Annotated in this window: 9 protein-coding genes; 3 read left to right on the top strand and 6 right to left on the bottom strand. The window is 38.4% G+C overall.

Translation table 11 applies throughout. From position 1 onward, the window contains the following. The 5 genes from HMPREF3029_RS08635 to HMPREF3029_RS08615 form a co-directional block, all read right to left on the bottom strand. Window positions 1–745 (bottom strand): ATPase domain-containing protein (locus HMPREF3029_RS08635; RefSeq protein ID WP_083315026.1); only part of this gene is annotated, 745 nt, incomplete at its 3' end. A gap of 130 nt (window positions 746–875) precedes the next feature. Next, complete coding sequence (locus tag HMPREF3029_RS08630) at window positions 876–3,320, bottom strand: ATP-dependent Clp protease ATP-binding subunit (protein ID WP_070623127.1); 2,445 nt, start codon at window positions 3,318–3,320, stop codon at window positions 876–878. 3 nt (window positions 3,321–3,323) lie between these two features. After that, the gene (locus tag HMPREF3029_RS08625) at window positions 3,324–4,340 is read right to left on the bottom strand and encodes a hypothetical protein (protein ID WP_070710422.1); all 1,017 of its coding nucleotides are present in this window, start codon (window positions 4,338–4,340) and stop codon (window positions 3,324–3,326) included. Further along, complete coding sequence (locus HMPREF3029_RS08620) at window positions 4,312–4,812, bottom strand: UvrB/UvrC motif-containing protein (RefSeq protein ID WP_070458380.1); 501 nt, start codon at window positions 4,810–4,812, stop codon at window positions 4,312–4,314. Before HMPREF3029_RS08620 ends, HMPREF3029_RS08625 begins: the two co-directional genes overlap by 29 nt. A gap of 4 nt (window positions 4,813–4,816) precedes the next feature. Continuing rightward, a complete protein-coding gene (locus HMPREF3029_RS08615; RefSeq protein ID WP_068128600.1) occupies window positions 4,817–5,281 on the bottom strand; it encodes a CtsR family transcriptional regulator in 465 nt (154 codons plus the stop codon). A gap of 181 nt (window positions 5,282–5,462) precedes the next feature. On the opposite strand from HMPREF3029_RS08615, the gene HMPREF3029_RS08610 reads away from it, so the two are divergent. Further along, the gene (locus HMPREF3029_RS08610) at window positions 5,463–6,677 is read left to right on the top strand and encodes a NupC/NupG family nucleoside CNT transporter (RefSeq protein WP_070710420.1); all 1,215 of its coding nucleotides are present in this window, start codon (window positions 5,463–5,465) and stop codon (window positions 6,675–6,677) included. Between the two features lie 64 nt (window positions 6,678–6,741). Further along, window positions 6,742–7,197, top strand: a complete 456-nt coding sequence (locus HMPREF3029_RS08605; protein ID WP_083302071.1) for a hypothetical protein — start codon at window positions 6,742–6,744, stop codon at window positions 7,195–7,197. A 39-nt stretch (window positions 7,198–7,236) separates the two neighbouring features. Here HMPREF3029_RS08605 and rpsN read toward each other — a convergent pair whose 3' ends face one another. Continuing rightward, window positions 7,237–7,506 carry a 30S ribosomal protein S14 gene (gene rpsN / locus HMPREF3029_RS08600; RefSeq protein ID WP_068128604.1) on the bottom strand — a complete coding sequence of 90 codons (270 nt, stop codon included), beginning with the start codon at window positions 7,504–7,506 and terminating at the stop codon, window positions 7,237–7,239. A 128-nt stretch (window positions 7,507–7,634) separates the two neighbouring features. Here rpsN and HMPREF3029_RS08595 point away from each other — a divergent pair, with 128 nt between their 5' ends. Further along, a complete protein-coding gene (locus HMPREF3029_RS08595) occupies window positions 7,635–8,948 on the top strand; it encodes a MurT ligase domain-containing protein (RefSeq protein ID WP_070710418.1) in 1,314 nt (437 codons plus the stop codon). Window positions 8,949–9,050: the final 102 nt, after the last annotated feature.

The following is a 9,050-nucleotide window of genomic DNA, read 5'->3' as shown; positions in this document are numbered from 1 at the left end:
TAAACGTGTGATGTTGGTCACCTTCAAAGTATAAGACGGTATCTACCATATGTTCGAGTAAACGCGGTCCTGCAATCTGCCCGTCTTTAGTAACGTGTCCGACGATAAACGTCGCGATGTTTTGACCTTTTGCGATATTCATAATCGACTGTGTACATTCACGTACTTGTGACACACTTCCTGGTGCACTTGTAATATCCGGATGAAATACTGTTTGAATGGAGTCGATAATTAAAAAGTCTGGATTTAATTTATTGATCTCATCGTGGATATAAAATAAATTCGTCTCTGCGTAGACGTTTAAATTCGACGCATCTGTCGTAATTCGGTCTGCACGCATTTTAATTTGTTCCAGAGATTCCTCACCTGAGACGTATAATACGTCGTAATCTTCCGCAAGAGTGAGTGCCGTTTGAAGTAAAATCGTCGACTTTCCAATCCCTGGATCTCCCCCGATTAAAATAAGAGAACCATCGACAATCCCACCACCAAGTACTCTGTCAAACTCGCCACTTTTCGTTTTTGTACGCGGTGACTCTTTTTTCGTCACACGTGATAACTGGGTCGCACGTGTTTTTTCATCGGTCACTTTACCGAGTGTGCCGCGTCCAGATGCTTTCGTTTCTTTATGTACAAGCGACTCTTCCATTTGGTTCCATGCCCCACAGTTTGGACATCGACCGTACCATTTTGGAGATTCGAATCCGCATGCTAAACATTCAAATACTGTTTTTGTTTTTGCCATTTGTAAACGTTAACCTCCTCGGTTTAATTACTCACTATTATATAATTTTCTAAACAATTATGAAAGTACCGTACATATGATATAAAAGGGTTTAGAGCATTATAACAAGCTCTAAACCCTCGACATCTATTTATGCATTTTCAGTTGTCTTTTCAAGCGATCCTGTGTCGACTTTAAATGCGTCGTCTTTATAATCGACAGACACCGTTTTACCTACTAAGTCTTGTCCACTTAATATCGCTTCACTTAACGTGTCTTCAATATTCTTTTGAATACTTCTATTTAATGGTCGCGCACCAAATTCTTTGTCGTACCCGTCATCGACGAGTGCTTTTACTGCGCTGTCTGTTAATTCAACTTGAATGTCACGGTCTTTTAGACGCGCATTTAAGTCTTTAATCATAAGAGAAACGATTTCTTCTAGATGTTCTTTTTCTAAGCTGTGGAATACGATGATATCGTCGACACGGTTTATGAATTCTGGTCTAAACGTGTTTTTAAGTTCTTTCATCATCGTATTGCGAATTGTTTCGTAGTCTTCTGAAGCTTCTTGAGAGCCGAATCCTACGAATTTGTTGTCTCGTAACTCAGTCGCTCCGACGTTAGATGTCATGACGATGACTGTATTTCTAAAGTCGACTGTACGACCTGTTGAATCTGTAAGACGTCCGTCATCTAACACTTGAAGTAACATATTAAATACGTCTGGGTGTGCTTTTTCAATTTCATCGAATAAGATGAGTGAATATGGTTTTCTACGCACGCGTTCTGTTAATTGACCACCGTCGTCATATCCAACATATCCTGGAGGTGAACCGACGAGTCTAGAAACGCTATGTTTTTCCATATATTCAGACATATCGATACGAATCATCGCGTCATCTTCACCGAAAAGTGCTTCAGACAGTGCTTTTGCAAGCTCTGTTTTACCGACACCTGTCGGTCCTAAAAAGATGAAACTACCGATTGGGCGTTCAGGATTTTTAAGCCCTGCACGTGCACGGCGTACTGCTTTAGAAATTGATTCTACCGCTTCATTTTGACCGATGACTCTGTCGTGTAGAATTTTCTCTAAGTTTAACAGTCGCTCTGACTCTTCTTCTGCAATTTTTTGCAGTGGAATGCCCGTCATTTTTGAAATGACAAGTTCAATGTCTTCGCGCGTTACTTTTTGTTTGTCTGACGATTGCGCGTTCTTCCAGTCGTTTTCTAACTGTTGAAGCTTCTCTTCGATTTTCGTTTGGTCATCGCGGTATTTCGCTGCTACTTCAAATTCTTGAGATTGTACAGCTGCGTTTTTCTCTTGTTTTACTTTTTCTAGCTGATCTTCTAAATCTTTTAAATCTGGTGGTGACATATGTGATTTTAAACGCACTTTTGAAGATGCTTCATCGATTAAGTCAATTGCTTTATCTGGTAAGAAACGATCTTGAACGTAGCGGTTTGACATAACCGCTGCTGCTTCGAGTGCTTCATCAGTAATTGTCACACTGTGATGCGCTTCGTAACGGTCACGTAGTCCTTTTAAAATTAAAATAGTGTCCTCAACTGACGGTTCGTCGACCATTACAGGTTGGAAACGACGTTCGAGTGCTGCGTCTTTTTCGATATATTTACGATATTCTTCTAACGTTGTCGCACCGATGACTTGAACTTCTCCTCTAGATAGAGACGGTTTTAAAATGTTAGATGCATCTACTGAACCTTCCGCACCACCTGCTCCGATTAACGTATGCATTTCATCGATAAATAAAATTACGTTTCCTGATTTTTTAATTTCATCGACGACTTTTTTCATGCGTTCTTCGAATTCACCGCGGTACTTAGTACCTGCAACGACTGTACCCATATCGAGCATCATGACGCGTTTATCTTTTAACGTTGACGGTACTTCGTTTTTAACGATTTTTTGCGCAAGTCCTTCCGCGACAGCCGTTTTACCGACCCCTGGCTCACCGATTAATACCGGATTGTTTTTTGTACGGCGTGATAACACCTCGATGACTCGTGTAATTTCATCTGATCGACCGATGACTGGATCTAAACGCCCATCTTCTGCTTTTTTAGTTAAATTTGTCGCAAGACCGTCAAGTGTTGGCGTATCTGTTTCAGGTTTTGCTTCTTGTGACTTATACATCTGCGGGTTCCCGAGCATTCGAATGACCATCGCTCGTGCGCGCGTGATGTTTAAACCGAGAGAAGATAAAACGCGTGCTGCGATACCTTCACTTTCACGTATTAACCCGAGTAATAAATGCTCTGTTCCAACGAAATTATGGTGTAGTTTTCGTGCTTCATCCATAGATAATTCGATGACGCGTTTTGCACGCGGTGTGTATTGAAGGTTGACTGGCGTTTCTGTACCCTCTGTCACGAATTTACTAATTTCTTTTTCTATTAATGGTTCTGTAATATCAAAAGCTTGTAAAACTTTTGCTGCGATACCTTCTTGTTCTCGCACGAGACCAAGTAGTAAGTGCTCTGTTCCTATATTTGAATGTTTTAAGCGAATCGCTTCTTCTTGTGCATACGCTAATACGCGTTGTGCACGTTCAGTTAATTTACCAAATAACATAGATTAAATACCTCCTAAGCGCCGTTTTAAAATTGTGGCACGCGCTTTATTTTCTGCTGCATCGATATATGCGGGTTCTACCGACTCTATATTTTGACGTATAAATGCACGTTGTATTTGATTTAATATCGTTTGAAATTCAAAGTTTTCGATTTCTAAAATTCCCATATCGACGCCATATTTTAAATGACTTAAATGCATTGCTGCTTCTTCTAATGACATTTGCTCTGCATACTTTAATAATCCATATGATCGAAATACAGTATCTCTCACTGTCAACGCACGATTTTGATAGAACCAATCTCTCATTCGAGTTTCTTCAAATATAATTTGTTCTTTAATTTCCTCGAGATGATGGATAATCTCTAACTCACTTAAACCTAACGTAACTTGGTTCGAAAGTTGATAAACATCTCCAACTGGATGTGTCCCTTCTCCGTATATACCACGAAGCGTGTATCCCATACGCGTGAGGACGTCACGTAGACGTTTAATTCGTTTGTTTCTCGTTAAGGCTGGTAAGTGAAGCATCACAGACGCACGAAGTCCCGTTCCAACATTCGTCGGACACGCCGTCTTATATCCGTACTGACGATCGAATTGATACGTTAAATCTTTTTCTAGCGCATCATCAATGTCAGATGCCACCTCATACAGTTCTTCAAGCGAACGTCCGACATTTACAACTTGAATACGAATATGATCCTCTTCTCCGATCATAATCGACGTCGTTTCATCTTCACTGACAATCAGTGTCACACCACGATTTTTAAACAGTTTACTGATTAAAAACTTTTCGTTCATTAGTTCTTTTTCGATATCCGTTAACTCATTCATGTGTATGACGTTAAACTCCGGATAGTCTGTTGTAATCGTCTCTATAATCGGTGCGTACTCTTTGTCATCCTTAATAAGATGCGGATAATTTAAGCCTTCGACATTACGCGCAAGGCGAATGCGAGACGACATTTCAATCGGTGGATGTGTGCTGTTATTCAGCCAGGGGCTCGTCTTCACCATTACCACCCTCCTTTAACGCTTTGATTTCATCTCTCACAACTGCAGCTTCTTCAAACGCTTGCGTTTTAATCAGTACGTTTAACTTTTCTTCGAGTCTTTCGATTTTTTCTTCTTGTTTTAAATATAATTCGTACGATTTCGGCACTTTACCGACGTGACGATCTTTTAAATGTTGTACACGGTTAATCATCTGGTGAATATCACTTCCAAATGTTTCATAACAGTGTTCACATCCGAATCGACCCATGTCGACGATTGTTTTTAATGTAGATCCACAGTGATGACACGTTCTCATTTCAGATTGTGCGTGTAACATAAAATTATTTAAGTGATTGTGGTCTTGGTCTTCAACGCTTTGATTAAATAATTCATGCGCGCACTCTTGGCATAAAAATAGTTCGTTTTTATGTTCGTTTTGACTGACCGCCACATGAATCATCGCCTCACGTTTAAGACATCTTTCACACCGCATTCAATCACTCCTCGTATAATATTGCTTCAATAATGTTGCGCATAATATGTGCGCGTAATATATCTCGTTCAGGTAAATCGATTAATAGCGTCTCTCTTAAAATAATGCGATCCATAATACGTGCTTCGTTATATGTAATCACTTCTCGGTCATACATAGACTGTATTAAATGTTGCGCATTGATTTGAGAGAGTCTATCCCCAATTAACCCAAGTATATGTTCTAAATAGTCTGCTTTAGCGTGAGTTTCAATTTTAGTAATTCTAATGTACCCACCGCCACCACGTTTACTTTCAACGATATAACCAAGTTCGTTTGTAAAACGTGTTTTAATGACATAGTTTAGTTGCGACGGAACACAATCGAATTTCTCAGCGATTTGCGCACGTTTAATTTCAACGCGCTCATTATGAGACTCCTCAATTTTTTGTTTCAGATAAGCCTCGATAATATCCGACATATTTCGCATAGAACCACCTCTTTTGACCTTCTTTGACTATAGTATAACCTATTTGACCTATTTTAATCAATTTGGATGCTTATCCATATGTTTTAATTCATCTTTCAAATCATTGAACATTCTTTACATACAATATACACAACAGTTATAATAATGGAATAACGTCATAAATTTTATAGAGGTGTGTTATATGAACATAGTATGGGGAATTATCGGTATAGCAGTTACGTTCTTCTTAGCGTGGATTGCAAGTTCTGATAAAAAACTCGCATTTAAAAAGTGGAAACAAATACTGTTACTACTCGCATTACAATTCGCATTTGCCTTTTTAATTCTATCTACAGGTGGCGGACGTAAAGTAGTCGATGGGCTCGCGTTTGGATTCGGTAAATTACTTGAATATGCAGGCGTCGGTACGAGCTTCGTATTCGGACCGTTACTCGTTGACGCAAATGGTGAAGGACAATTTGTATTCTTCTTTAACGTATTAATTCCTATCATCGTAGTTTCGGCATTAATCGGTATTTTACAATACTTTAAAATCTTACCAGCAATCATCCACGGCTTAGGATGGATTTTATCAAAAATTACTGGTATGCCATTTATTGAGTCTTATAACGGTGCAGCTTCGATGTTCCTTGGACAATCAGAAGTATTCGTTTCATTAAAAAACCAAGTACCTTTACTTGGCGAACAACGTCTGTATACACTCGCAGCGCAAGCGATGAGTTCTATTTCTCTATCGATGGTTGCAGCATACATGACACTATTACAACCAGAGTACGTCATCACGGCAATTGTGCTGAACTTATTCAGCGTTTACATCATCATACATATTATTAACCCGTATGATGTACCTGAGGAAGAAAACTATACTGCATCAGAGTCTAACCCTGACCAAGGGAAGTCATTCTTCCAAATTTTAAGTGACTACATTTTACAAGGTGCTTTAATCGCGGTTATCGTAGCAGCGATGCTGATCGCATTTAACGCGCTTATCGCAATCTTAAATAACTTATTCTTAGCGATTCCTGGATCGGTATTTACGTTCCAAGATATACTCGGTTACATCTTAATGCCACTTGCTGTATTAATTGGTGTGCCAGTTGCTGAAGCGCATGAAGTTGGTATTTTAATGGCAACAAAACTCGTTACAAACGAATTCGTTGCGATGGAAAACTTACAAGCAATTAAAGATACTTTTGGACCTCGTACTCAAGCAATGGTTTCAGTATTCTTAGTTTCGTTCGCTAACTTCGGTTCGATCGGAATTATCGTAGGTACTGTTAAAGGTATCCACGCAAAATCTGGTGACCTTATTGCGAAATTCGGTTTAAAACTTGTATACGGTGCGTCTCTCGTATCTGTATTAAGTGCAGTTATCGTTGGATTCTTTGTAAGATAAATAGATAAGGTATGTCTTTAGACATACCTTTTTCTTATATATAAATTTAATCGAGGTGAAAAGAATGATTTCAGTAACAGAAAACCCATCAGGAAAAACATATGAGGCTTTACTCGACTTTTTATTTGAGACGTGCGATACGTTTCAACTCGTCGTGCGTACAGATATTTTAAAGTACGAACATGCATTTCAAGATTTAAACGAATGGTTTGGGGACTCATTTATAGAAGTGCTAGAACAACATGAATGGCCATCGACAAACCTTTTCGATGACACCGCAAAAGTGTATTACTTTAAGACGACGTCTGAAGCAAAAGATAAGCTACTCGAACGCTCGAATAGTTTATATGACTGGAGTTTACCGGACTCTCCTGAAGACTTATGTTTTTTTAAAGACGATGAGGCATATTTAAGTGTCTCTTCTGAACTAGAAGAAATTTACTTATATCCAACTTCTGATGAAGAAGTTGCTAAAATTAAAAACATCGATGGATTAAAAACGGTTGAGATCTCATTTTAAATCAAAAAAGTCCTCTTCTTTAAGAAGAGGACATTTTGATTACCAGCTTGATTTTTTAACGCCAGGGATTTGGCCTTTATGTGCAAGTTCACGGAATTTAATACGTGATACTCCAAATTTTCTAAGTACACCGTGCGGACGCCCTGTCACTTCACAACGATTAACGAGTCGTGTTGGTGATGCGTCTCTCGGTAATTTTTTAAGACCTTCGTAGTCTTTATTTTTCTTCATTTCTTCTCGAATTGCGCGATACTTTTCTACAGTTGCTTCGCGCTGTTTGTTTCTAGCTATTTTAGATTTTTTAGCCATACAATCCTCCTATATCGTAATTGTTACGTTTTATAATTATAGCACGTCTTTTAAAAAATTCAAATTTATTTATTTATTTTATTTGAAAATGATATAATAATACATACTAATTTTAAGGGGAAATCTCAATGTCTATTAGAACAACATTCGCTTTATTAACAGGTCGCATAACGAAGCTACTCCTTACAACATTTACTGGTGGTGGTTCTAGCCTCCCAGGTAAAATAGCACTTAAAATCTCTCCAAATATAATTAAAGATATCTCACAACATTATGACGTTATCATCATTACTGGAACGAATGGAAAGACATTGACGACACGTTTAATCACAAACATTTTTAAGAAAAAATATAATACGATCGTGTCTAACATACAAGGCAGTAATATGGTTCAAGGGATAGCTGGTGCTTTCATCGAACATAAAAATCGTACAGATGAAAAGAAATTTGCTATTTTAGAAGTCGATGAAGGAACTCTAAATAAAGTCGTTGAAGACTTAAACCCAAAGTACATAATCCATACAAATCTATTTTTAGACCAAGCAGATCGCTATGGTGACGTTACGAAAACATATGAGTTACTCGTAAACGCTGCTAAAAAAGTACCGGATGCGATACTGTTACAAAACGGAGATTTACCGTTATTTAATACGGTAGAGTTACCGAACGAACGAAAATTTTTCGGTGTAGATACACCTGTTCACCCACCAAAATCTCAGCATCATTGCCCGAAATGTGGTGGCACACTATCTTATAAAACATATACGTACTCTGGACAAGGAAACTATTACTGTAAATCAGGTAATTTTAAGCGACCAATACTCGACTACAAAGTCACAGATATTATAAAGCTTTCAGAAGAGTCGTCTACTTTTCGTATGGACGATGCGACGTTTAAAATCCCAGTCGCTGGTTTATACAACATCTATAACGCACTTGCTGCGTATAGTGTCGCTAAAGAATATGATATTAATAACGAGGATATTAAATCTGCGCTACTTGAGACAGAACGTGTATTTGGCCGACAAGAACGCATTAATATATACGGTCACACAGCAACATTAAACGTTGTTAAAAACCCTGTCGGTTTAAACCAAGTCCTAACTCTAATCGAAGCAGTTGAAGAGCCAATGACACTCGTTGCGCTCTTAAACAACCGTCCCGCGGACGGGGTAGATGTGAGTTGGTTACGTGATGGTAACTTCGAATCATTACTTAGTCAAAACATTACGACAATTAAAACTGGTGGGATAAGTAAAGAAGTTATGACTGAACGTTTAGTTGAAGCAGGTTTTAACCCTCACATAATTAAAAAGTATGACAATCTAGAAAAAATCGTCGAAGATTTAAAGCACGCGAGTACAGATAACATTCAAATTATCGCGAGTTATACTGCAATGCTTGAGTTTAGAAAAGTATTAAAAGATAAAAAAATCATCTAGCACAAAACCGTTCATTACGAACGGTTTTTTTGCATAAAAAAAGACAGCCGTTACCGACTGTCGAACGATGGGCCTAGGTAGATTCGAACTACCGACCTCACG

Source organism: Nosocomiicoccus sp. HMSC059G07 (genome assembly GCF_001815515.1).
GTDB lineage: Bacteria > Bacillota > Bacilli > Staphylococcales > Salinicoccaceae > Nosocomiicoccus > Nosocomiicoccus ampullae_A.
The sequence above is the reverse complement of the archived record's forward strand: the minus strand, read 5'-3'. Positions and strand labels throughout refer to the sequence as shown.